Source organism: Nostoc sp. NMS4 (assembly GCF_017115095.1).
In the GTDB taxonomy this organism is placed as follows: domain Bacteria; phylum Cyanobacteriota; class Cyanobacteriia; order Cyanobacteriales; family Nostocaceae; genus Nostoc.
Window position 1 is genome coordinate 1 of the sequence record NZ_JABXKI010000301.1, and the last position, 23,028, is coordinate 23,028.

Annotated in this window: 20 protein-coding genes; 13 read left to right on the top strand and 7 right to left on the bottom strand. The window is 41.1% G+C overall.

Annotated features, from left to right (window positions below; genetic code table 11):
• Positions 1 to 1,004 (top strand): dihydroorotase (locus HWQ37_RS28385; RefSeq protein ID WP_292753762.1); only part of this gene is annotated, 1,004 nt, incomplete at its 5' end.
• Between the two features lie 66 nt (positions 1,005 to 1,070).
• Here HWQ37_RS28385 and HWQ37_RS28390 read toward each other — a convergent pair.
• The 3 genes from HWQ37_RS28390 to HWQ37_RS28400 all read right to left on the bottom strand — a co-directional run bounded on the left by HWQ37_RS28390 (position 1,071) and on the right by HWQ37_RS28400 (position 6,232).
• Positions 1,071 to 2,162 (bottom strand): hybrid sensor histidine kinase/response regulator, encoded by a 1,092-nt coding sequence (locus tag HWQ37_RS28390; RefSeq protein ID WP_292753763.1) that lies wholly within the window; start codon positions 2,160 to 2,162, stop codon positions 1,071 to 1,073.
• Between the two features lie 182 nt (positions 2,163 to 2,344).
• Complete coding sequence (locus HWQ37_RS28395) at positions 2,345 to 2,740, bottom strand: response regulator transcription factor (protein WP_363318202.1); 396 nt, start codon at positions 2,738 to 2,740, stop codon at positions 2,345 to 2,347.
• 174 nt (positions 2,741 to 2,914) lie between these two features.
• Positions 2,915 to 6,232 carry a PAS domain S-box protein gene (locus HWQ37_RS28400; protein WP_292753764.1) on the bottom strand — a complete coding sequence of 1,106 codons (3,318 nt, stop codon included), beginning with the start codon at positions 6,230 to 6,232 and terminating at the stop codon, positions 2,915 to 2,917.
• 695 nt (positions 6,233 to 6,927) lie between these two features.
• Here HWQ37_RS28400 and HWQ37_RS28405 point away from each other — a divergent pair.
• Both HWQ37_RS28405 and HWQ37_RS28410 read left to right on the top strand, forming a co-directional pair.
• On the top strand, positions 6,928 to 11,310 hold the full coding sequence (locus tag HWQ37_RS28405; RefSeq protein WP_292753765.1) for a response regulator: 4,383 nt from the start codon (positions 6,928 to 6,930) through the stop codon (positions 11,308 to 11,310).
• Positions 11,311 to 11,322: 12 nt separating this feature from the next.
• Positions 11,323 to 12,402 carry a hybrid sensor histidine kinase/response regulator gene (locus HWQ37_RS28410; protein ID WP_292753766.1) on the top strand — a complete coding sequence of 360 codons (1,080 nt, stop codon included), beginning with the start codon at positions 11,323 to 11,325 and terminating at the stop codon, positions 12,400 to 12,402.
• A 372-nt stretch (positions 12,403 to 12,774) separates the two neighbouring features.
• On the opposite strand, the gene HWQ37_RS28415 is transcribed toward HWQ37_RS28410, so the two are convergent.
• Positions 12,775 to 12,987: a type II toxin-antitoxin system HicB family antitoxin gene (locus HWQ37_RS28415; RefSeq protein ID WP_099103575.1), complete on the bottom strand. Its 213-nt coding sequence runs from the start codon at positions 12,985 to 12,987 to the stop codon at positions 12,775 to 12,777.
• Complete coding sequence (locus HWQ37_RS28420) at positions 12,971 to 13,237, bottom strand: type II toxin-antitoxin system HicA family toxin (RefSeq protein WP_292753767.1); 267 nt, start codon at positions 13,235 to 13,237, stop codon at positions 12,971 to 12,973. The genes HWQ37_RS28415 and HWQ37_RS28420 overlap by 17 nt, the downstream gene beginning before the upstream one ends.
• Positions 13,238 to 13,762: 525 nt before the next feature.
• Between HWQ37_RS28420 and HWQ37_RS28425 the strand changes: the two genes are divergently transcribed.
• Both HWQ37_RS28425 and HWQ37_RS28430 read left to right on the top strand, forming a co-directional pair.
• Positions 13,763 to 14,533 carry a pentapeptide repeat-containing protein gene (locus HWQ37_RS28425; protein WP_292753768.1) on the top strand — a complete coding sequence of 257 codons (771 nt, stop codon included), beginning with the start codon at positions 13,763 to 13,765 and terminating at the stop codon, positions 14,531 to 14,533.
• A 308-nt stretch (positions 14,534 to 14,841) separates the two neighbouring features.
• Entirely contained in the window at positions 14,842 to 15,051 is a 210-nt protein-coding gene (locus HWQ37_RS28430) for a hypothetical protein (RefSeq protein ID WP_292753769.1), read from the top strand.
• A 170-nt stretch (positions 15,052 to 15,221) separates the two neighbouring features.
• Here HWQ37_RS28430 and HWQ37_RS28435 read toward each other — a convergent pair whose 3' ends face one another.
• Complete coding sequence (locus HWQ37_RS28435) at positions 15,222 to 15,542, bottom strand: hypothetical protein (protein WP_292753770.1); 321 nt, start codon at positions 15,540 to 15,542, stop codon at positions 15,222 to 15,224.
• A 386-nt stretch (positions 15,543 to 15,928) separates the two neighbouring features.
• Entirely contained in the window at positions 15,929 to 17,050 is a 1,122-nt protein-coding gene (gene aroB / locus HWQ37_RS28440) for a 3-dehydroquinate synthase (protein ID WP_292753771.1), read from the bottom strand.
• Positions 17,051 to 17,229: 179 nt separating this feature from the next.
• Here aroB and petL point away from each other — a divergent pair, with 179 nt between their 5' ends.
• The 8 genes from petL (at position 17,230) to atpA (ending at position 22,879) form a co-directional block, all read left to right on the top strand.
• The gene (gene petL, locus HWQ37_RS28445; RefSeq protein ID WP_084227316.1) at positions 17,230 to 17,325 is read left to right on the top strand and encodes a cytochrome b6-f complex subunit PetL; all 96 of its coding nucleotides are present in this window, start codon (positions 17,230 to 17,232) and stop codon (positions 17,323 to 17,325) included.
• A gap of 270 nt (positions 17,326 to 17,595) precedes the next feature.
• Positions 17,596 to 18,036, top strand: coding sequence for an ATP synthase subunit I (locus HWQ37_RS28450; RefSeq protein ID WP_292753772.1), 441 nt, complete (start codon positions 17,596 to 17,598; stop codon positions 18,034 to 18,036).
• Between the two features lie 60 nt (positions 18,037 to 18,096).
• On the top strand, positions 18,097 to 18,858 hold the full coding sequence (gene atpB / locus HWQ37_RS28455) for a F0F1 ATP synthase subunit A (RefSeq protein ID WP_273762315.1): 762 nt from the start codon (positions 18,097 to 18,099) through the stop codon (positions 18,856 to 18,858).
• A 152-nt stretch (positions 18,859 to 19,010) separates the two neighbouring features.
• The gene (gene atpE / locus HWQ37_RS28460) at positions 19,011 to 19,256 is read left to right on the top strand and encodes an ATP synthase F0 subunit C (protein ID WP_013192016.1); all 246 of its coding nucleotides are present in this window, start codon (positions 19,011 to 19,013) and stop codon (positions 19,254 to 19,256) included.
• Positions 19,257 to 19,437: 181 nt separating this feature from the next.
• Positions 19,438 to 19,869, top strand: a complete 432-nt coding sequence (locus tag HWQ37_RS28465) for a F0F1 ATP synthase subunit B' (protein ID WP_292753773.1) — start codon at positions 19,438 to 19,440, stop codon at positions 19,867 to 19,869.
• Between the two features lie 216 nt (positions 19,870 to 20,085).
• Positions 20,086 to 20,658 carry a F0F1 ATP synthase subunit B gene (locus tag HWQ37_RS28470; RefSeq protein WP_292753774.1) on the top strand — a complete coding sequence of 191 codons (573 nt, stop codon included), beginning with the start codon at positions 20,086 to 20,088 and terminating at the stop codon, positions 20,656 to 20,658.
• The gene (gene atpH / locus HWQ37_RS28475) at positions 20,655 to 21,209 is read left to right on the top strand and encodes an ATP synthase F1 subunit delta (RefSeq protein ID WP_292753775.1); all 555 of its coding nucleotides are present in this window, start codon (positions 20,655 to 20,657) and stop codon (positions 21,207 to 21,209) included. Before HWQ37_RS28470 ends, atpH begins: the two co-directional genes overlap by 4 nt.
• 149 nt (positions 21,210 to 21,358) lie before the next feature.
• Entirely contained in the window at positions 21,359 to 22,879 is a 1,521-nt protein-coding gene (gene atpA / locus HWQ37_RS28480; protein ID WP_292753776.1) for a F0F1 ATP synthase subunit alpha, read from the top strand.
• Positions 22,880 to 23,028: the final 149 nt, after the last annotated feature.

Sequence of the window (23,028 nt, forward strand, 5' to 3'; positions counted from 1 at the left end):
GACAAGGAGGACAAGGAGGACAAGGAGGACAAGGAGGACAAGGAGGACAAGGAGGCAATTTTTCTTTTTCTCCCTTGTCTCCCCCCTCTCCCTTGTCTCCTCCTCTCCCCCTGCTTCATATTTGGGGTGCTATCACCCTAGATGTTGCTGGGAAGCAGATGACGGAATTGGCAGATTTAGCGGCGGCTGGAGTTGTTGGTTTTACTGATGGTAAACCCTTAGAAAATTTGGCGCTGGTGCGGCGAGTGTTAGAGTATCTCCAGCCGTTGAGCAAACCAGTAGCATTTTGGCCTAGCGATCGCCAGTTAACAGCTAATGGTGTAATGAGAGAAGGGACAGATGCTCTACGTTTTGGTTTACCCCCAATACCCGCCAGCGCTGAAACTAGTGCGATCGCAGCTATGCTTGAATTGGTTGCAACCATCGGCACACCAGTCCATATCATGCGTGTCTCTACAGCTCGCAGCGTCGAATTAATCGCCTCAGCGAAAGCATCTGGTTTACCCATCACCGCTAGCACCACCTGGATGCACCTTTTACTTGATACCAAAGCAGTTAAGAGTTATCACACCAGCTTGCATTTAGACCCGCCTTTAGGTAATCCCAGTGATGTGGTAGCGTTACGTGCAGGGGTACGTGCGGGTGCGATCGATGCGATCGCTATCGATCACACACCCTACAGCTACGAAGAAAAAGTCCAAGCCTTTGCCGAAGCACCTCCAGGAGCAATTGGTTTAGAATTAGCATTACCTCTTTTATGGCAATATCTCGTTGAAACAGAGGAATTTACAGCTTTAGAATTATGGCGAGCATTGAGTATCAGTCCAGCAGAGTGTTTGGGGCAAAAAGTAAGTGCAATTCTACCTCATCAACCAGCAGAACTTACTTTATTTGATCCCCAACAAACCTGGAAAGTCGAACGGAAAAGTCTTTATACACTTTCACAAAATACACCTTGGTTAGGACAACAGTTGAAGGGTCATGTTGTGCAAACCTGGTGTTAAAAAACCTTACTTAAACCACTGAATATAACTTGTCTATTTTACTGTAGTTATATTTACAAGTACACCCTAACAAGGCAAACTAATACTTACAATAGTTCCTTTTTCAGGAATGCTATCGATTATAAATTTACCACCATATAATTTCACTATATGCTGAACAATAGCCAGCCCTAAACCAGAGCCTTGTTGTTCCCATAATTTTCGATTAAATTGTATAAAAGCTCCAATTTTATTAATCTCTTCAATTGTCATCCCTTTGCCATTATCAATTACATATAAATTAAATCTATTACCTTCTCTCTTACTAATAACTTGAATTTCACTGCTTGGTAAAGAAAATTTAAAAGAATTCTCAAGTAATTCTTCTATAAGAATACTCAAATTTTCTTCTGGTATTTGTACTATATATTCTTCGATATCTAGCTTTAAATCTTTTTGCCTACAGTTTTCTATAGCTTTTTGGAGAGCGACTTCACTAATAATTTTCTTCGCAAAACATCTATCTTTTTTTTCTTCGATTTGACGGATTTTTTCAGGATTTTTGGCGATCAATTCCAGATTACTATATAACAAAAATCTTTTAACTAATGCATTCAAGCGATTAGCAGATATATAAATTAATTCTGCAATTTCAACTTCTTCCGAAGCAGGGATGACACCACAATTTTCTACTAACAACTGTGACATACCGAGAATACCATTTAAAGGAGTATTCAGTTCGTGAGGTAATGAGTGAGCAATATTCATTCTCAGTTCATCTAGTTTGGCTTGAGTTTGGCGCTCAACCAAAGCGTATTTCTCAAGACGAGACGCGATCGCACTGAGTAATTCTTCAGGAGTAAATGGTTTAGTCAAATAATCATCAGCCCCAAAATCCATTCCCTGACGAAAATCTGAACGTTCTGCTTTAGCAGTAACAAATATTAAAGGAATATTGATAGTTGCTTCATTTTTGCGTAAAGCAGACAGCACGCTATAGCCGTCTAGTTCAGGCATCATAATGTCACAGATAATTAAATCTGGTAAGTTTTTTTGAGCAATTTCTAATCCAATCTTACCGTTTACAGCTATCAAAGTTTTAAAATCAGAAAGCTGTAAAATTTCCTGAATGTTTTCCCTCACTTGGGGTTCGTCTTCTATAATCAAAATAGTGTTCATCTATGATTAGTAAAGATAAAAATATCAGTTTTATTGGTCTAGCATGATATGGTATCCATATAAAACTTATCTTGCTAAACAAGAAAAACTAACTTTCAATAATACTGTATAATAATATTAATTTCCTAAGTATAAACGCTGAAATATTTCCATGTTAACTAGGAGTATTTTTCCTCTTCAGATTATTGTTTAATTAAACTTGGTTTTTCTGCCCGCTCCAATCTAGCCTTAATCGCCTTCAAAAGTTCTTCCATAGAAAAAGGTTTTGTCAGATAATCATCGGCTCCTAACTCCATACCTTGGCGGAAGTCACCACGGTCTACTTTTGCAGTCAGAAAAATTACTGGAATAGATTCAGTTAATGGGTCTTGGCGTAAGGCTGTCAGTACACTGTAACCATCAAGCCCAGGCATCATAACGTCACAACATATAAGGTCTGGTTTTTCTGTTTTAGCAAGTTGTAATCCTTCTAAACCATTATTTGCAGTAATAGTATTAAAATCGGAGAAACTTAAAATCTGTTGAATATTTGCACAAATTTGGATTTCATCTTCAATTACTAATATTTTTTTGTTCATTGGTTGGTTTAAATAGTAATTTAAACTGGGTGTTTTGGTGATTAGATGCAGTAAATACAGTCGCTACAATAGATTATTCAGATTAACGCCTTGGGAATCTACAATTAGATTCCAAACAATCTCATGTAGTTTATTGTTCCCTAAAAACATTTATTAATAACACATGAGATGTTTTTAATTGAGAAGGTTACTTTTAATTAGTGGCACTTCCACTCTAAATGTCGTACCTACTCCCACCTGGCTAGCGAAGGTAATTCTTCCTCTATGAAGCTCTATACAATTGTTGACTATGGCCAAACCTAATCCAGTTCCTGGCGTATTGCCAACATTACTAGCTCGGTAGAATGGTTCAAATAATTTCTGTTGCTCCTCTGGTAAAATACCAATACCCTCATCTTGAATTAGAAAAACTGCACTTTCATCTTTAACTAATAAATCAATTTGAACATTCCTACTATCTGGTGAGTATTTGACAGCATTTGAAAGCAAATTGCTCAATATTTGTCGCAAAAGCTTCTTGTCTATACAAGCCATCAAGCAATCATCTGTTGATGAATTCACCAAATACTGGGGAGAAAATGCTAAGGTATGTTTGGGAGAACTAAGTTGAATTTCCTCTACCAAAGAACGACAGAAATTAATCAAATTAGTATAAGTTGGTTCAAATGCTAATTTCCCAGCTTCAGCTTTATTAATTAGCAAAATATCATCTAATAGTTGAGTAGTGTGTTGAATATAAGTTTGAATGCACTGGAGATGTTTATGCTTTTGTTGTTCATCTAGTTTATGGCTAAAACTTTTTAAAATTCCAGCAGAGGAAGCAATCACAGCTAAAGGAGTTCGGAACTCGTGCGATGTCATAGAAATGAAACGAGATTTCAACTCACTGAGTTCTTTTTCTTTAACTAAAGCTTTACAAATATTTTCTTCAGCTTGTTTGCGATCGCGTATATCTTTAACTACCCCGATTACGTAAATCGGTTTACCAATGGGATCTCGAATTAGAGAAACCGTTAGATTTATCCAGATTACATTAGCATTTTTATGTAAATAGCGCTTCTCTATAGAAAATGTTTCTATTTTTCCTGTGATTAATTGTTCCATCTCATTTAGATGGATTTCTATATCCTCTGGATGTGTAATATCTCTAAAGTTTTTCTCTAGTATTTCTTCTTGGTTATAGCCTAAAATTTCACAGAACTTTTGATTAACTTTCAGAAAATTACCATCTAAAGTTTCTAGTTTAATTCCGACAGCTGCTTGATTAAAAATAGCCCTAAGTTCTGCCTCACTTTGTTGTAAATCTAAAGTGCGTTGCTTAACCCTAACTTCTAAATCTTGATTGAGTTTTTGTAGAGCTTCTTGCGCTCGTTGTCTTTGCAATTCAGCAGATGCTCTGGCTGCAAATACTTTGAGAATTCCTTCAAATTTATGTTGGTCGGGTATGGGTTTGTCATCTACTATGCATAATGAGCCAATTGGTTGGCCAAAATCATCGCTCAAAATAACTCCCATAGAACTTTCTGCTTCCATAGCAACTAATCTTTTAGCATTAGGAAAGAGTTGTTGAATTGCCGAACTACAGTGATAAAATCCTTGCTTGAGTAAAATTTCATAAGGAGTTGATTTTGGGTCATAGCAAATATTGGGTTGTAACTGCCCATCAGACCAAAATCCTAAAGTATGAGCTTTCCCATCAATTAACTCAGCTACTAAGGTATTACGAACATCTAAAGTAGAAGAAATATGCTCAACTAATGCTGGAAAAAAGTCACGTCCAGTCGTCGAAGCTGTACTTTCTATCAAACTTTGTAAGGCTATTTCAGCTTGTTTGCGTTTTGTAATATCGATTCCGATCGCAACGGCGGCTGTATTTTGTTGATATTTTTGAGCTACGAGCAAATAATTGCATACCTTACCATTGATTTGGGTATCAATAACTTTAGAGTCTGCTACATCTTGCCTAGCTAAAAATTCCCGCATAAATTCTGTAAATTGCGGGCTGTTTTCCATAAAGCCTAATTCTTGACCAATAAAAGCATCGGTTGTCAAGTTAAAACTTTTAGCTAAATGGTGATTAACCCCTAAATAATATCCATCAGAACTTACCCAAGAAACAAACCCAGGTACTGCATCTAAAACCGTTTGTAATTGCTCTTTTGCTTGTTGCAGACTCTTTTCTGCTCGTTTGTATTCTGTAATATCCTCAGAAATATATAACAAGTATTCGGGTTGTTGATTTTTGTCATATAAAGGAATTTTAGTCGTGTGTAAAATTCTTTTGCCAATGCTGGGGCTGTCAATAAGTTCTTCAGAAATATCTTGAGGTACACCGCTTGCAAAAATTTCTAGGTCTTTTTGGTAGAAAAAATCTGCTTGTTCTTTTGGAAATAATTCGTAATCTGTTTTGCCAATAGCCTGTTCTGCTGTAATGCCAAAAATATTTTCGCAAGTATGATTCCAAAGCTTGAATTTTCCAAAACTTTCTGGTTTAGCATCTTTAACAAATACGGCTACAGGTAAATTATTAATCATCGACTGTAAAAAGTTGCGAGTCTGCTGGAGTTCCTCTTGTGCTTTTCGGCTTTCAGTAATGTCAATGCCTGTACAGACGATATATTCAACCTGACGATCGGGGTTAAGTAAGACCTTATTTGACCAAGAAATTAAGCGGCGATCGCTATCTTTTGTAACTAAAGAAGTTTCGTAACGTTGAGGAAATTCTTTCTCGGCTAAAGATTTAAAAATATCTTTAATACATTGTGTTATTTCAGGTAATAGCAATACATCCCAAATGAATTTTCCTTTCACTTCATCAAATGTGTAACCTGTAGCTTGTTCGCAAGTATGATTAAAACGAACAATTTTCCCCTGAGAATTTAATACAATCACTAAAGCATCTGCTAGATTCAAAACGGTAGAAACAAAATTACGCTCTAGTCTCAGTTCTGCTTCGATTTTCTGACGTTCTACAAGTTTGACTCGTGTATGATTGTAAAGTTCGGCTTGTACAATAGAAACTGCCAGCAGACTGGTAGGAGTAACTAATCCAATTAATTCTCCTCCATCCCCTACAATAGGCAGATGGCAAATCCGATGTTGCCTTAGCAAATGTAACGCACTAAAAACATCTTTAAAATCTCTTAAATTCAGTGTTACTAACTCCCTTGTCATCACTTGGGCAACACTGATTTCCTCTAGATTCTTGCCTTGTGCTGTCAGCTTAATTAAATCTCGCTGTGTAATTATACCCGCTAACTGTGAGTTTTCCATAACTAGAACACAACTGGCCGATTGAGATGTGTTGCTAGCTATATCTTTAGTTGAGTTCTTCCAATAATTGGTATTTGGGATTGGCAAGGTATCATAATTACCTGATGTTTCATTGATTAGGGCAATCACGTCTGGAAGCATAGTCTCAGAGTTAACAATGAGCGGATGGCGAATGATAGTCTGTTGTAAATTATCAGAACTGAGTGAGTTAATGAACATTATGTATGGATGCCTGGAATAAAATTATCTTAAGAAAAGATATAAATAATATCTTTACTTAGAATTAATCAAAAAGCATCAGTGTTTTCTATGATTAATTTTATTACAATTTTTTAGAGAACTTTTATAGCATTTATAATCAGCTAGATTTATTGCTAATTGTTGTTTTTACTAGTTTTAGTATTTAGGATTTCAATAAAATGCCAGCATTGAAGAACAATTTGGTTGATAATAAAAAAACGCTGCAAAACAAAGATTTTGATATTGCTCTTGCGGCTGTTAATGGTGTACACACAGGGAGCATCTCCATCTGTGTAAAAACATCTTGCCTTGGCGAATGGAATTCGCGCGCCAGTTGCTCATGGCTACGGTGTACACACAAGTCTTGAAATAGCTGATTAACCAAGGTTTTACCCCACCCTAACCCTCCCCTTGCAAAGGGGAGGGAACTAGATTTCTTTATTTGAGTCCGCGTAGGCGGACTTGGTTTGTGTAGCCACGATTTCTAATCGCCAGGTATATTTGCACTCATTGAGATGCTCCCGTACACACAAGTCTAAAAAAACTCGATTTTTCTTTCTTCTCTCGTTTATCTGGGTGATTGGGTTATTAGGGGCTGCTGCCTTTAGTCAGATATTGAGTCAGAGACTCAATGAATGCATTCCCAGTCGGAGACTGGGAACGAGGAAGGTCTTATGAAGCTAGGTAGGTTTTTAGGACTTGTGTGTAACATCGTACTGAAGGGCAATGTTAAACATATCTCAGGCATTTTGTCTGTTCTCTATCTCCCTTGTCCAAGTGTAACTCGATTGAAATCAGGCTATTTACATGATGATTATCAAGGTATAATTTGTTGGGAACGCGATCGCGTTTGTATTTTGAATTTTATGACTCATCCTTCCTGCCTGACGATCCTGCTGATTGATGATTGCGCCGAAAATCGCTTGGAATTGTCTCACTTCTTGCAGCAGGATAGCTTACATACCTATCGCATTTTGGAGTTTGAGACGCTAATCGCAGCACTGAAATGGTCTCAACAGGAGATACCAGATGTGATTGTGCTGGATTTTTCCCTATCCGATGGCGATGGACTACAGTTTATTCAGCAATTTCGGGAATGTCATAGCCATACCCAAACTGCTGTGATTGCGCTGACAGCAAAAAGGGATGAAATCAGTGCGATCCGGGCGATGACAACTGGTGTTCAAGATTATCTAGTTAAAAATCAACTCACACCTGAAGTTCTTCAAGGTGCAATTCATCATGCCATTGAACGGATGGATTTGACTCGACAGTTAGAAGAAAGTCGGGAACAACAACAACTGATTGCCGCGATCGCTTTGCGGATTCGTCAGTCTCTTCAGCTAGAGGAGATTCTGCATACCACAGCTACAGAAGTGCAGCAGTTTCTCAAAGCAGACCGAGTAGTGATCTATCAATTCCAGCCGGATATGAGCGGTACAATTGTCGCAGAGTCAGTACTTCCTGGTTGGACGGTGGCTCTAGGAAAGCAGATTTTAGACACCTGCTTTCAACAGGGAGCCGGAAGTGACTATCGCCAAGGCAAAAAACGAGCAATCGCTGATATTTCTCAAGCTGGTTTAACGAATTGTCATTTGCAACTTCTAGAACAATTTGAAGTCAAAGCCAATCTGGTAGTACCTATTTTGGTCAAAGAGCAATTGTGGGGATTATTAATTGCTCACCAATGTAGTGGATCTCGCCACTGGCAATCAGTAGAACTAGATTTGTTGGATCAACTTGCGGTACAAATAGCGATCGCCATTCAACAGGGAAGTGCATATCAGCAAGTACAGACAGAACTGGCAAAACGCCTTACACAACACAAACAAGCAGAAGAACAGCTGCATCAGGTCTCTGAACGGCTAACCATAGCAATCGGCTCTGGAGGATTTGGGATTTGGGAATATGATTTCGTCCAGCTAAAGATGATTTGGGACGATCGGATGTACGAACTGTATGGAGTGAGCAACACTAATTTTAGCGGTTCTTTTGATGGTTGGTTAGACTGTCTGCACCCAGGCGATCGCCCTTATATGCTGGAAACTATCGAGCAAGTTCTGCAAGGAAAACAAGAATATAACGTTGAGTTCCGCATCGTTCAACCAAGTGGAGAAATTCGTTATCTTAAAGGCTATGGTATTCTCAAGCTTGACCAGCAGGGTGAACTTTTGCGGATGATCGGGGTTAACTATGATATTAGCGATATCTGCGACGAGCTTCTCTACGAGACGCTACGCGAACGCTTACGCAAACAAGCCGAACAAGAACTCATCCACAATCGGGATTTACGAGAAGCCATTTTTAACGAATCTGCTGATGCCATCTTTCTGGTCGATCCGCAAACGCTGCTAACTCTGGATTGCAATCGGCGGGCAGTAGAACTGTTTGAGGCGGTTGACAAAGCTGAATTAATCAATATCAGTGGGCAGACACTCCAACTCCGTCCATTCACTGCCAGCGAAACGGATGCGATTATCAAAGATATACGGTCAAAAGGTGTCTGGAGCCTAGAGATTGAATATGTTAGTCTTCAGGGTAAGATTTTCTGGGGAAATATTGCAGTCAAGCCCATTACTGTAGCTGGACATACCATGCATCTAGTACGGATCACTGATATCAGCGAATGGAAACAGGCACAGGAGGCATTAGCGAAATATGCCTACGAGGTCGAAGATTTGTACAATAATGCTCCCTGTGGCTACCATTCCCTCGACAGCGAAGGCCGATTGCTCAAGGTAAACGAGACTGAATTGCACTGGTTGGGTTATACCCGTGAAGAAATGATTGGCCAATCCCTGCTAAATTTTTTCACTCCAGCCAGTCGCTTGGCCTTTGCCCAAAACTATCCTCGCTTCAAAAAGCAGGGTTCGGTGAAGGATTTGGAGTTTGACATGATTTGTAAAGATGGCACAGTTTTGCCAGTGCTGATCAGCGCTACTGCCGTCAAGGATGCTGATGGGAACTATCTATACAGCCGCAGCACCATGTTTGATGTCAGTGAGCGCAAACAAACCGCGCAAGAACTAGAAGAATCACGTAAAATGCTGCAAACGGTACTAGATACATTTCCGCAGCGTGTTTTCTGGAAAGACCGCCAATCGCGGTTTATCGGCTGCAATCCCGCATTTATCCGCCATTCTCAACTAACAGCCGATGAGATCGTCGGCAAAACCGACTTTGAATTACCTTGGGCAAAGATGGCACACCTCTACTGTGCAGACGATGCAATGGTGATGAACACCCAAACACCTAAACTAGGCTATGAGGAGCCATTGGAAGGGCCTAATGGCGAACAACTCTGGCTACGAACTAATAAAGTTCCCCTGACCAATAGCGTAGGTGAGGTGATTGGCGTACTAGTATCTCACGAAGATATCACAGAACGCAAACAAGCCGAAGCACAACTGCGGCAGACTAACGAGCAGCTTGCTAACGCCAACGTGGAACTTGCCCGCGCCACTCGCCTGAAAGACGAATTTCTCGCAAACATGAGCCATGAACTGCGAACACCTCTGAATGCGATTTTGGGTATGTCAGAGGGCTTAGAAGAAAGTGTGTTTGGCTCTATCAATGAAAGACAAGCAAAAGCGATCGCCACTATTGAACGCAGTGGCAGACATTTGCTAGAACTAATCAACGACATTCTAGACTTATCTAAAATCGAATCTGGCAAACTGGAATTGCAACTAAGTGATGTTTCTGTCAGGAACCTCTGTGATATCAGCCTTGCTTTTGTCAAACAGATGGCTTTGAAAAAAAATATTCGTCTTAATACTCATATTTCTGACAATATTGACAGCATCCAAGTAGACGATCGCCGATTGCGTCAGGTACTCATCAACCTGCTGAGTAACGCTGTCAAGTTCACACCAGAAGGGGGATCTGTAACGCTAGAAGTGGTGCTGGAGGGGGATGAGGGGCAGAGGGGCAGGGGAGCAGGGGGAGCGGGGGAAGTAAATTCTGCCTCATCTTCCCAAAATCTCTGCTTCCATATCACTGATACCGGCATCGGTATCGCCTCTGAAGAAATTGGCAAGCTGTTTCAGCCTTTCATTCAGCTTGATAGCAGCCTTAACCGCCAGTACAATGGCACTGGTTTAGGTTTAGCACTGGTAAAAAAGATTATTAACCTACATGGAGGAACGGTCTTAGTTAGCAGTGAAGTTGGAAAAGGAAGTTGTTTTACCGCCCACATTCCCTACCGGATCAGCGATAATCTTCTCAGAAGAACGCAGGTAACTACTTCATTACCCAGCTATCCTTTACTTGCTGAAAATGCTCAAGTTTTGATTATCGAAGATTCAGTTGCAGCAGCCGAGCAAATTACTCGTTACTTCAACGAAATGGGAATGCAACCGCTCATCTATTCTCAAGGTGAAGGAGCCGTAGAAGAAGTGCTGCGAGTTCAACCTGCTCTAATTATTCTCGATCTGCAACTACCGAACCTATCGGGTTGGGAGGTGCTAAATCAACTCAAAACCAATCCAAAAACCAAAGATATCCCAGCAATCATCATTTCTGTTATGGATGAGCATAGCAAAGGACTGGCTCAGGGAGCGTTTGAATATCTGGTCAAACCCATTACCCGCGCTCAACTTCAGCTAACTATAGAGAAACTACAACATCCTGGCCGTTCTGACTCGCCAAATTTATCAAATTTAATTGTAGTGCCAGAGGTCCTTCTGGACACTCCTTTGATTTTGCTGGCAGAAGATAATCAAGCAAATATTGATACTATGTCTGCCTATCTTGAAAGTCGAGGGTATAATCTCATTTTAGCAAACAATGGACAACAAGCGATCGATCTTGTGAGAGTTCAACGCCCCGACTTAATTGTGATGGACATTCAAATGCCGGGAATGGATGGGTTAGAAGCAATCCAGCGCATCCGTAACGATCGCCAATTTGGGCATATTCCAATGATTGCACTAACGGCGTTAGCTATGCCCGGCGATCGCGAAACTTGTTTAGCAGCCGGTGCTAACGAATATTTGACCAAACCCGTAAAACTTAAACAGCTTGTAACCACAATTCAACATCTTTTAGGAAGGTAGCGGAAATTCTCAATGGATAGCCAACCCTCTATTTTAGTAATCGATGATGAACCCGATAACTTTGACGTTGTTGAAACCTTGCTGGATGGTGAAAACTACCAGCTATACTACTCTCCTAGTGGTCAACAAGCTCTAAATCGCCTCGATAGTTTTCAGCCCGATCTGATTTTATTAGATGTGATGATGCCCGATCTCGATGGGATAGAAGTCTGCCGACGGATTAAAAAAGATCCACAATGGCAAGCACTGCCGATCATTATGGTGACAGCATTAACTGATAAAGAAGATTTGGCTCGATGTCTGGCGACGGGTGCAGATGACTTCATTAGTAAACCCGTCAATGGTGTAGAATTACGAGCCAGAGTTCATTCCATGTTACGGATTAAGCAGCAATACGACAGTGTGCAAGCATTGCTCAAACTGCGAGAAGATATGGTCAATATGATTGTCCACGATCTGCGAAATCCACTTACCAGTATTATTTTAGGCGCAGAGATTCTACGGGTATCAGATTTGTCACCTGAACAACAGAAAGGGAAAGTCGAGCAAATTTTACTTGCTGGACACCAACTACAATCATTGATTGATAGCTTGCTAATCATGGCAAAGCTGGAATCTGGAAAAATGGTTCTCAACTACACAGAAGTAGACCTTTGTATGGTATGTATGTCAGCATTGGCAGGTATTGAAGCGATCGCTAATCAAAAGAACCTGACGCTGATACGTGAACTACCCGAACCTGGTGGGATTGTTGCACTCGATGCAGTTATCTTTCGTCGAGTGTTAGATAATTTGCTCTCCAATGCCATTAAGTTCTCCCCGTCCAAGTCTCAAGTTACCTTACGGGGAGAGTATTTGCCAGCCGGTGGTGTAAAAGTGCAAGTCGCTGATTCTGGTTCGGGAATAAGTCTGGAGTTACAAAAAATCATTTTTGAGAAGTATGAAATTGGAACCCCGATGCCAGAAGTTTCGCAAATTGGTTTAGGATTGGCTTTCTGCAAAATGGCGATCGATGCACATTCTGGTACAATTACCATCGAAGATAATCAGCCAAATGGTAGTATCTTCACTGTACTAATTAAAAATGAGTAGTTATTAGAAGAATTCAGAATTCAGAATTCAGGAGAAAACACGCTTTATACCTCAATACGCTTGGGTTAAGGCTCAAACTCTTTATCAAAGCCAATTTTTTTAACGTAGACGCATTCGCGGAGCATCTCGTAGAGAAGCGGCTTCCCGCAGGATACCGCAGAGGGAACAGAGAGAAGAAAAAATAGCCATTGGTGTCAAGTTAAAGCAGATGCCCAGATATCAAGCTACCTTGCGGCGTTGCGTCGGTGTCGTTGACCGAGATAATTTTAGATTTTAGATTTTAGATTAAAGTCAAAATCTGAAATCTAAAAAAGTTTTCAAGCCTCTCCATTTACGGAGAAGAAAAACTTTTTGAATTAGCTTGTATATCAATTAAATATACATCAAACGCGGTCTAGGTTCAGGAACTGGACGGCCTAAATCCTTAGCCGTTTCTATCCATTCCTGCACAACTAATTCTACATTATGCAAAGCTTCTTGATAAGTATCACCATCAGCAGCACAGCCTGATAACTCTGGTACTTCAGCAATAAAGGCTCGATCTAATTCACTCCAATAGAGAATAATTTCATACCGAAACATCATTTTTACTTCCTAGCTTATACTTCAGAATCACTGCCCGAACTTGTTTAATTTGATAGCTTTTGGCTTTTCCTCTTTTATGTTGTAGGTTCAAGATTTCATCAACATCGGCTTTGATAAAAATACGATGGTCGCCACGAATCCGTTCTTCAAAGCCTAGTGTATATAAAAGTTGCCACAGTTGAGCGAAAGGGATGTCTGTATCAGAAGTCCCAGAGAGGATTTTTTCTAAGAGTTTGTCTTGCTGACTCACGTTTTTATGACTGTCTTAATGTTTCTATAGTCTCATATTTATTTAAAATCAGGGTGTACAAAAGCAAAACGATCATTTTGCTCCTGAGTGAAAGCATCCCTGATGACAATGGCTAGTCCAGTTATCAGGGTAAGCTTTTGGCTGGGATAATGCTCCCTAATTTACTTGATTTTAAAAAATACTAATTATTTGGATGTTACAGATACTTTTTTTAAAGCAATATTTTGCAGTGAGTTTAATTTTTTGACATCAGTTTCGCCCATAATGAAGTGTATCATTTATCTTGACGAATGATGCTCATTTACCCCTGTTACTGGGGTTATCAGTCTTAATATCGGCTCAATTGATAGCTTCAAGGCTATTCTACAATCCTTTAGCATAGCCTTATACAGGAAAGGTATCGCTAATTTATAACTGATATAGGCAACTACAGAGGGCAAATTGTTGAGATTGCTCATATCATAATGCTGAGGTATAAATCCGTCTCAGTTAACATTGGTGTTCAGTAAAAAATATTACACAAATATGAAAAACCTAATTCTAAGTGCAGCTGCATTTTTAACCACAATTAGTTTGACAACAATCGTACAAGCGGCAAATTCTGAAGATGTTAAACACTTATTAGCAACCAAACAATGTCAAAACTGTGATTTGACGAATGCAGGTTTAGTAATGGCTGACTTATCTGGAGCCAATTTGAGCGGTGCTAATCTCACAGGTGCTAACCTCAGCCGTGCAAACTTAAGCGGTGCAGATTTGCGGGGTGCAAACTTAAGTGGCGCGAGTTTATTTGGCGTTAACCTGAGCGAAGCCAAATTTAATGGGGCAAATTTGGCGGGTGCTGATTTGAGAAATACTTATTTAGCAAATGCAGAACTGACTGGTGCTTACTTGAATGGGACTAACTTGCAAGGTGCAGTTGCTATACCATCACAAATTGCTTCACCGGCAGAATTTTATGCTTTGGGTATAGCAGAAGGGCAAAAAGGCAACCAACAGCAAGCAATCAGTTATTTTAATCAAGCGATCGCTATTAAACCAGAATATGCCGATGCTTATCTAGCTCGTGGTGTCGCCCGTTACCAAGTACTAGATAGACAAGGTGCATTCCAAGATGCTCAAGTTGCAGAAAAACTGTTTACATCCGAAAACAACAGCACTGGAACCCTAACAGCCCAAGCTTTTATTAAAGAACTACAAACACCCGTCAATGAGAAAATAAGTACCGGTAAACCCAGTTTCGTTGACTTTTTGGGAAGTATTGGCTCAGTATTGCTCCAGTTCTTCCCTTTTTGAGGGGTCTCTCAAACTCTCATTTCTCAGTATCCTCTGTGTCTCTGTGGTTCGTTTATTTGGATAATTTATTTCTTGGAAGTCCGCTAATTCTCTGCGTTCCTCTGCGCTTACCTTTGCGCCCCTTCGCGTTTAAATTTCAACCTCAATTCGCCACGATTTTATGCAAAGCTGTACTTAGTGAGTTGAGAGTGGGGTTCTTCTAGCTCACAAAGCGAAAAGTACTATATTTAAAAAATGATAAAAGTGTGGAATAATGCATAGGTGGTAAATTTAATTGCACTCCATCGATTGATAAGAAATGTAAAGCTATGATTGCTCAACATTACAATTCAATTCATCTTGAAAATAACTTGCTTAAACAAATCAAAATTAAAGAGAATCAGCTAAAAATTGCCCAAGAATCTAATATGATTTATGTTGCAGAAGCATTACAACATGAATTATTAAAGTTACAAAATGAATTGTCAGAGCCACAAGACGTTGAAATTCAAGCCTTGATGAGTTTGCTAGACGATTAAAATTGTAAATTTGTGTTGCAAAATTTTTTGAAAACACAAAACCTCTGTAACTCAAAAGCAGAACATAGTGATTCTGATACCTGGGAACGTAGTTTATGTGCTATATCTCAAGAATTAACACTACAATAAATAGCGATTTCAAGAGTCATAGAAAGGATGATGATTCTTACTTAGATAAGCCGTTGGGGTTTTTGCTGGGGATGTGGTCTTTTAATCTCCGGTACTGCATAAATCTTAAGAATAGGTTTAATTGGGCGCTGTTGTCTTTCCCTCAGAATTTGAATTTCTGTCTCAATAGAATCTTTTCCTTGCCTAAAAAAGTTTTGAGAATTATATGGAACCAAATCACGGGATAAATGTTGAGCTTGTGCTGGTGTCAAACTAGGAACAGCTTGTTGAGCCTTGGCAGAAGTCTGTATAGCCAGGAAAAAAGCTGTTGAAAGCACCAAGGGTTTTATTTTTATATATCTGGTTAATATCAGGTTTAACATGATTGATACATCTGTTACGTGAATTCTGCCTCAAACCATTTTGTGTTGGTCTGATTATAAGCAAAGTATACTTATTGGGTTGCTAATTACCTCCTACAAATGGATGAATTAATCAACTAAACTATTAGTACAACACAGCAAAAATCCAGCTACCATCTCAAAAAAGCAGACAAGTTACTCAAGCAACTTATTAAAGCTAGGCAAACCTTTCAACACTTAAAATTTTGATACAGGCTCAATAATTCGTAATTAGTAATGACGCTCGATAGCATTCGCAAAGCGTCTAGTAGAGAAGCGCTAGCGACGTAAGAGCGTCTAACTCGCTAACGTAATTCGTAATTGAAGTACAGAGCAACTAATTTTTATTCTGACTCCTGAATTCTTCTTCAAATCGTTTGCATTCCCCGCAACACTTGGCGAATAATATCCGATGGCACTTCATCAGTAATTGTTACTACACCAATCTCTGTTGGTAAAACAAACCGCACTTTCCCGGCTTTGACTTTCTTATCTAACTGCAACGCCTCAATAATTGCTTCAATATCTACCCCATCTGGCAATTGAGTTGGTAAACCCGCTTTTTGAATTAAAGCATTTTGACGTTCTGTGTCAACATTTTGCCACAGTCCCAAATCCACAGCAATTTGACCGGCTGCTACCATACCAATAGCCACCGCTTCACCATGATTTACTAGACGATAACCAGTCAAACTTTCGACTGTATGACCGATGGTGTGTCCATAGTTGAGAATTGCGCGTAATCCGCCTTCTTTCTCATCTTTGCCAACAACATCAGCTTTAGCTTGACAAGAGCGCGTTAATATACTGGTTATTAAGTCAGGTTTGACATAGCGGAGTTGGTCGAGGCGTTTACTTGCTTCCAACAGAGCAAACAATTCAGCATCCCAAATTACACCGTACTTAATAACTTCTGCCATCCCTGCTCGAAACTCACGCATAGGTAGAGTTTTTAACACATCTGGGTCAATCAAAACCAAACGCGGTTGATGGAATGCCCCAATTAAGTTTTTCCCGTGGGGATGATTTACACCAGTTTTGCCACCAATTGCCGAATCTACCATCGCCAACAAAGAGGTAGGCACTTGGACAACATTAATACCGCGCAGCCAAGTTGCGGCTGCAAAGCCAGTCATATCCCCAATTACACCTCCGCCCAAAGCTACCATCGTCGAAGAACGTTCTAAACGGTTTTCCAAGGCAACATCGTAGATTTTTTGGATGGAATTGAGGGTTTTGTAGCGTTCACCAGGCGGTAGAGTGCAGCTAGCAACTTCAAATCCAGCAGATGTTAGGGATGTAATTACTCTTTCCCCAAAATGCTTAAAAATCGTCGGATTAGAAACCAGCAAAACCTTCTTGCCTAGCTTAAGACTGGCCATCTGTTGACCCAGTTGATCTAAACTCGAAGGTGCGATCGCGTAGCTCAATGAAGTTATCGCAATCTCATAAGACTGCTCTGGTAAATTTACATTAATTACAGAAGTCATTGCCCAACCCCAAACAAGCGCTTGTGGGCTGTATTGTATCGCAATCTAGGAAATGGGGAGTAGGGAATCTGACTCAGCACAGGCTAAACCTTAGCTTTCCACTAACGGAACTGTTTTGCCGCCCAATACCCAACAACTAATGATTCAATAGATTTAGGAAGTATTCTGGAGAGCAATAAATGTTTGCAATTGTATCTTATGTCGTCTTCTTGGGTTTATTCTTTGGCTTATCTGTAGGTTTGCTGTTCGGTCTGCGGACTGCCAAGATAATTTAACCCTGAGGTATAATTCAACCCAAGACTCTTGTGGGGCGGGCATCTTGCCTGTCCTCAGTTTATCAATATCCTATAAAAATCTTACTTTTTCACCAAGTCCACCTCGGCGGACTTGGTGAAAGTGCTGTAGGCTTTAGTCTGTCGGCACTTACTCTCTGATGTTGACAAGAAGTTAATTGTTTTTTCCTAAAGTATTGTTACCGCATCGTGATATGATTCAGCTGACTGAATGTGCAGTCATCATATTTAACTGTACTGGTTTCAAGTCCCGTGAGCTTGTCTGACGAATCAATTGCGCCCACTCCGACAACGCAACAAGATGCTAAAACTGGTTCTGGAGACACAGAATCAGGTAACTCCATGCAAGAGTTCTATCAACTCTTCCAGCGATTGTTGGTAATCACGCTTGTCTTGACGGGGGTTATTTTTATCTCTGTGTGGATTTTTTATTCCTTAAACATTGCCCTAAATTATTTAATTGGGGCGTGTACAGGTGTGGTTTACTTAAAAATGTTGGCTAGAGACGTTGAGCAGCTTGGTAGTGAGAAAACCAGTCTGAGCAAAACTCGTTTTGCTGTATTTTTGGGAGTGATGATCGTGGCAACTCAATGGCGTGAGCTACAGATTCTCCCCATTTTTTTGGGATTTCTAACTTACAAAGCCACGCTCTTCGTCTATATGGTGCAAATTGCTTTCATTCCTGATTCTTAAAAAGTCAGGCTCACAAAGATAGTAATCCCATCCTCGCTCGTTGGGGAAAATGCTTGAAGAATGCAAATGCTTAGTGTCTTAAACGCCTTTAATTCTTTTCCCCTCGCCGAATTAGAAGTAGGACATCATTTCTACTGGCAGTTGGGCAATCTTAAAATTCATGGGCAAGTTTTTCTCACCTCATGGTTTGTGATTAGTATTCTAGTAGTGGCTTCAATCGCTGCTACTCGAAACGCACAAAGAATTCCCAAGGGCATCCAAAATTTGATGGAATACGCCCTAGAATTTATTCGTGATTTGGCCAAAAACCAACTCGGTGAGAAAGAGTATCGCCCTTGGGTGCCATTTATTGGCACATTGTTCTTGTTTATTTTCGTATCGAACTGGTCAGGGGCGCTAATTCCCTGGAAGCTCATCAAGCTACCTTCGGGTGAATTGGCAGCTCCCACCAATGACATCAATACGACTGTTGCATTGGCACTGCTAACTTCCTTGGCGTACTTTTACGCAGGTTTTAGCAAACGCGGTTTAGGCTACTTTAAGAAATATATAGAGCCAACACCGATTTTGTTGCCGATCGCAATTCTTGAAGATTTCACCAAGCCCCTCTCCCTAAGCTTCCGGCTATTTGGTAATATTTTGGCGGATGAATTGGTAGTAGCGGTGTTGGTGCTGCTAGTTCCTCTATTTGTACCTCTCCCTGTAATGGCCTTGGGTTTATTTACCAGTGCCATTCAAGCCCTGGTTTTTGCCACCCTAGCCGGAGCATATATTCATGAGGCAATGGAGGGACATGGTGGAGAAGAACATGAGGAGCATTAAACTTCTCAGTTGATAGCACAGTCAAGAAGAGCATATTCGCTCAAAACATCGCAAAGCGCGATTTCAAAGAAGCGAGTGCAGCGTGAAAACCACGTTTCTAATCGTTAACGTAATGTCTGTTTAGTTTTGTAATCAAAGCAAGGAAAATCAACATGGATCCATTAGTTCAGGCTGCTTCAGTTCTCGCTGCTGCTTTAGCGATTGGTTTAGCTGCAATTGGCCCTGGTATCGGTCAAGGAAACGCTGCTGGACAAGCAGTAGAAGGTATTGCTCGTCAACCTGAAGCAGAAGGAAAAATTCGCGGTACTCTGCTATTAACCTTGGCATTCATGGAATCTTTGACTATCTATGGTCTAGTAATTGCCCTGGTATTGCTGTTTGCTAACCCCTTCGCCTAATACCTGAAATTTTTGTGAGTGTGGAGACGTGAACCATCACGCCTCTACAATCGAAATGTTTTGGGTATCTTAATAGTTCTAATGTTCAGTTGACCCTTATTGGCTATGGGTCTCTAAAATATGAAAGGTTGGATGATGTTGCTAGCCACGAAAACTGCTACTCCAGCCAAAGAGGAGACAAATGTTTGATTTCGATGCTACCTTGCCCTTCATGGCATTGCAATTCCTGCTACTAGCAGCTTTGTTGAATGCAATTTTCTATAAGCCACTGACCAAGGTACTAGACGATCGCGATAATTATATCCGAACGAATACCCTGGAAGCGCGGGAGAGCTTGGCTAAAGCCGAGCGTTTAGCCGCCGAGTATGAGCAGCAACTCGCAGACGCTCGCAGACAATCGCAAGCGACTGTAGAAGCAGCTCAACTGGAAGCTAAAAAAATTACTGCTGAGAAAATTGCTGAGGCCCAAAAGGAAGCTCAGACTCAACGAGAACAAGCTGCTGTTGAAATAGAACAACAAAAGCAGGAAGCTTTTCGCACCTTAGAGCAACAAGTTGATGCTCTAAGTAGGCAGATTCTAGAAAAACTATTGGGGCCAACTCCAGTTAGATAAGCTAACTAGACTGGTTCTGTGAAAGCATACGCGCAACTGGTCTCTAGTCCAGAGCGCAAAATTTAAGTGTCAAGAAAGGCACTTTTTCCCCATCTGGGGAAAGATACTTAATTTCCCTAGCGGGGAAAAGATACTTAAATTTCCCTTCGGGGAAAAGATACTTAATTTCCTTCAGGGAAAATACAACGTATTAGCAAGCGAGCAGCGCACTTGTAAATGGGTATCATGGGGACATTCTTATTACTTGCCGCAGAAGCGAACGCTGTTCACTCTGAATTGGCAGAAGGCGCAGCAGAAGGTGGTTTCGGTCTAAACTTAGACATTTTTGAAACCAATCTGATTAATCTAGCGATTCTGATTGGCATACTATTCTACTTCGGACGTAAGGTTTTAAGCAATATCCTGAACGAGCGACAATCCAATATTGCCACTGCAATTCAGGAAGCAGAAGGGCGCTTAAAAGAGGCAAAGACTGCCCTTTCCCAAGCGCAAGAGCAATTAAAGCAATCTCAGGCAGAGGCAGAACGCATCCGCCAATCTGCTACAGAAAACGCCCAAAAGACGAAAGAAGCCTTGTTAGCGAAGGCAGTGCAAGACGTAGAACGCTTGAAACAAACAGCAGCAGCAGATTTAAACACCGAAACCGATCGAGCGATCGCTCAACTGCGGCAACGAGTTGCTACACTAGCATTGCAAAAAGTCGAATCACAACTTAAAGGCGGGATTGCCGACGATGCTCAACAAAGTTTAATTGACCGCAGCATCGCACAACTGGGAGGCAATGTATGACAAGTCAGGTAGCGGCAGCCGAGGTTGCCCAACCTTACGCACAGGCACTTTTGTCAATAGCGCAATCGAAAAACTTGACAGAAGAATTCGGGGAAGATGCGCGGACTTTCCTGGGACTACTCAGGGCAGACAAACAGCTACACAACTTCTTCAGCAACCCGTTTATTCAGGCTGAGAACAAAAAATCTCTGATCAAACAAATACTCGGTGAAGGCGCTAACCCCTACTTACGCAATTTTTTGCTGATCCTGGTAGATAAACGGCGCATCGCATTCTTGGAATCAATTTTTCAACAATATCTGGCGCTGTTGCGGCAGCTGAATCAAACCGTATTAGCGGAAGTAATTTCAGCCGTTCCCCTCACAGAAGCTCAACAGCAAGCAATCATCCAAAAGGTCATTGCCATCTCAAATGCTCGCCAGGTAGAACTAGAAACCAGGGTAGACAGCGAGTTAATTGGTGGTGTGATTATTAAAGTAGGTTCACAAGTAATTGACGCTAGTATCCGGGGTCAATTGCGCCGCCTTTCATTGCGCTTAACTAATAGTTAGGAGTTAGGAGAGACGCGATTAATCGCGTCTGTACAATAGTTAGGAGTTAAGTAAATACTAATTTATTTTGACTTTTAACCTTTGCTTTTTTAACTCAGCACTCAGCACTCAGCACTGAATTCAGTCTCGAAAGCAAAAAAGATAGACACATGAGCATATCAATTAGACCTGACGAAATTAGCAGCATTATCCAACAACAAATCGAGCAATACGATCAAGAGGTCAAAGTTGCTAACGTTGGTACTGTTCTCCAAGTTGGTGATGGTATTGCCCGGATTTATGGTCTGGAAAAGGCTATGTCTGGGGAACTTTTGGAATTTGAAGATGGCACAATTGGCATCGCCCAGAACTTAGAAGAAGACAACGTGGGCGCGGTGTTGATGGGTGAAGGGCTGGAAATTCAAGAAGGTAGTTCTGTAACTGCTACTGGTAGAATTGCTCAGATTCCAGTAGGAGAAGCCTTAATTGGAAGAGTTGTAGACGCTTTGGGTCGTCCTATCGATGGTAAGGGAGACATCAAGTCTTCAGAAAGTCGTTTAATTGAATCTCCAGCACCCGGTATCATTGCCCGTCGGTCTGTACACGAACCCATGCAAACGGGTATCACAGCTATTGACTCAATGATTCCCATCGGTCGTGGTCAACGGGAATTGATTATTGGCGATCGCCAAACCGGTAAAACTGCGATCGCCATCGACACCATCATTAACCAAAAGGAAGAAGATGTAGTTTGTGTCTACGTTGCGATCGGTCAAAAGGCTTCCACAGTTGCTAACGTCGTGCAAACATTGCAAGAAAAAGGCGCGATGGATTACACCATCGTCGTCGCCGCTAGCGCCAGTGAACCTGCAACTCTACAATACCTAGCTCCCTACACAGGCGCAACTATTGCTGAGTACTTCATGTACAAAGGCAAAGCTACCCTGGTAATTTATGATGACCTTTCCAAGCAAGCCCAAGCTTATCGCCAAATGTCCCTACTGCTGCGTCGTCCACCAGGACGCGAAGCTTACCCCGGAGATGTATTCTACATTCACTCCCGCTTGTTAGAAAGAGCCGCGAAGCTGAGTGACGAATTAGGTAAAGGCAGTATGACCGCCCTACCAATTATCGAAACCCAAGCTGGTGACGTTTCAGCATACATCCCCACCAACGTAATTTCCATTACCGATGGTCAGATATTCCTATCTTCTGACTTGTTTAACGCTGGTATCCGTCCGGCTGTAAACCCCGGTATTTCCGTATCCCGCGTGGGTTCTGCCGCCCAAACCAAGGCAATGAAAAAAGTTGCCGGTAAGATTAAATTGGAATTAGCCCAATTTGACGACCTGCAAGCCTTCGCTCAATTTGCTTCTGACTTAGATAAAGCCACTCAAGACCAGTTGGCACGGGGTCAACGGTTGCGCGAACTCCTCAAGCAGCCACAAAATTCGCCACTCTCAGTATACGAGCAAGTAGCAATTTTGTATGCTGGGATTAATGGCTACTTAGATGATGTACCTGTAAATCAAGTAACCAACTTCACCTCTGGTCTACGTGAGTACTTAAAGACTGGTAAAACCCAGTATGCCCAAGGAGTACAAGCATCTAAAGCATTAGGTGACGCAGAAGAAGCTGCTTTGAAGGAAGCACTTACTGAATACAAGAAGACCTTCAAAGCGACAGCTTAATAGAGTGCTGAGTGCTGAGTGCTGAGTGCTGAGTGAGAAGAGGAGTCAAGAGTGAAGATACATGAGCATGATGCTTACAAGTTCTCACATTTCCAATTCCTATGAAGCTTGGCATTCAGCACTTTCTACCACTCAGGACTCAGAACTCA